Origin of the sequence: Arthrobacter sp. HMWF013, from assembly GCF_003061105.1 — a bacterium.
In the GTDB taxonomy this organism is placed as follows: Bacteria; Actinomycetota; Actinomycetes; order Actinomycetales; family Micrococcaceae; genus Arthrobacter.
Genome location: NZ_QAIQ01000445.1, coordinates 1 through 2,206 on the forward strand (window position 1 = coordinate 1; position 2,206 = coordinate 2,206).

Sequence of the window (2,206 nt, forward strand, 5' to 3'; positions counted from 1 at the left end):
GGCTTGACCAGGAGGTTGGCCACGAAGCCGATCACCAGCAGGCCCACCATGGTCAGCAGCGCCGGCTGGTAGGACGCGGCGTCCAGCTGGCCGGGTTTGCCCTGGGCGTCCAGGAACGCGTTGACGATCAGCGGACCGGCGATGCCGGCAGCGGACCACGCGGTCAGCAGCCGGCCGTGGATGGCGCCCACCTGGAAGGTCCCGAAGAGATCCCGCAGGTAGGCAGGGACGGTGGCGAAGCCGCCGCCGTAGAAGGAGATGATGACAAACGCCAGCGCCACGTACAGGAACGTGCTGCTGGATCCGCCCAGGGCCAGCACCGTGTACAGCACCGCGCCGACGCCGAGGTACACCATGTAGATGCGCTTCCGCCCGGTCACATCCGAGGTGGCGGACCAGGCGAAGCGGCCGGACATGTTGCCGATCGAGAGCAGCCCCACGAAGCCGGAAGCAACTGCGGCACTGACCAGGGACACGCCGTCGGGCTGGCGGAAGAAGTCCTGGATCATCGGCGCGGCCTGCTCCAGGATGCCGATGCCGGCGGTGACGTTGCAGAACAGGGCGATCCAGACGAGCCAGAACTGCCTGGTCTTCACGGCATTCCTGGCGGAGACGTTGTCCGTGGTGACGAGCGTGGCGGCCTTGACCTTGGACGGGTCGAACCCAGCCGGCTTCCAGCCCTCGGCGGGGACCCGGATGGTGAAGGCGCCGAAGAGCATGTACGCGAGGTAGACGACGGCGAGGGTGAGGAAGAGCTTGCCGACGGCGTCCCCGCTGGCCACCCAGCCCTGGGCACCGGAGTTGGGATCGTACATCTTCAGCAGTGCGGTGGAGACGGGGCTGGCGATCAGCGCGCCGCCGCCGAAGCCCATGATGGCCATGCCGGTGGCCAGGCCTGGCCTGTCCGGGAACCACTTGATCAGGGTGGACACCGGCGAGATGTAGCCGATGCCCAGGCCGATGCCGCCCACCACGCCGTAGCCGAGGTAGACGAGCCACAGCTGGCTGGTGAAGATGCCCAGTGAGCCGATCAGGAAGCCACTGGCCCAGAACATGGCCGATGTGAACATCGCCTTGCGCGGCCCGTTTTTGTCCACCCAGGTGCCCATGATCGCGGCCGAGAGGCCAAGCATCACGATGGCGATGGAGAAGATCACGCCGATCTCGGTGAGGCTGGCGCCGAAGTGCTTGACCAGTGCCGTCTTGTAGACGCTGGTGGCGTACGCCTGGCCGATGCAGAGGTGGACGGCGAGCGCCGCGGGCGGGACCAGCCAGCGGTTGAATCCCGGCGGGGCAACAGTTCGTTCACGGTCAAGCCAGCCCATATGTGCTCCCTTTTGCCTGTCGCTGTACGTCGGTGTCCAGCGATCTGGAGGCGCAAGACCCGCAACGGGAAAAACGCCTCCGGCAATCATGGTGCAGATACTAAGCAAACATACGATTAATGCGCCGAGCGGTAGGAGATTCACGACGAGCGGGCCAGATCTTGAGGTTCGCCTACCTAACGGCTACGTAATGCCCCCTTCAGCCTCCCCTATCTGGCTCCGCTCCGGCTCAGGGTATGCCGGCCGGACGTAAGCTCATCCCTCCGGGAGGTGATGAAATGGCCTCCGCCTTCCACCGACGGCATAAATATCGCCCTGAGCTGGGCTTCGGCGAATTCATGGTTGCAGCAGTTGCACTGATCAGCAGGAAATTAGTCCACCGACACAACTCCGAGGGCCAACTATGCGTCTACTACGCCTTTTCATCGCTCTGTTAGTCGCTGCGGCCGCCATTGTCGCGCTTCCTGTCACCGCCCAGGCGGCCGATGTCGGGACGCCTGGGCCATCATACGAAGGCGACGGAGTCACCACCCCCACTGCGGACAAGGCCCAGAGCAAGCTCTGGTTCCAGGACGGGAGCTGGTGGGGGCTGTTGTGGAGCGCGTCCGCGAATGCGACCAAGATCCACAAGCTCGACGTCGCTACGCAGACGTGGCAGGAGACGCAAACGGTCGTTGATGCCCGGGCGAATGCGCGCGGTGATGCGCTCTGGGACGCAAAGGACGCCAAGCTCTACGTCGTGTCGGGCTCGACTGTGCTCTCGGAGTGGAGCTCGCCACCATCCCAGGAGGCGGTGACCTCCGGGTCCGCGGAGCTTCACCGTTTCAGCTACAACGCGTCGACGAAGACCTACTCACGGGACGCCGGATTCCCCGTCACCG

General features: G+C 65.0%; 1 protein-coding gene and 1 pseudogene. One reads left to right on the forward strand and one right to left on the reverse strand.

The genetic code is table 11. The annotated features are described in order from the left end of the window. Positions 1-1,325 (reverse strand): OFA family MFS transporter (locus tag DBR22_RS16040; RefSeq protein ID WP_108599838.1); only part of this gene is annotated, 1,325 nt, incomplete at its 3' end. 403 nt (positions 1,326-1,728) lie between these two features. On the opposite strand from DBR22_RS16040, the pseudogene DBR22_RS16045 reads away from it, so the two are divergent. Further along, positions 1,729-2,206: pseudogene (locus DBR22_RS16045) on the forward strand (hypothetical protein); the annotation flags it as partial.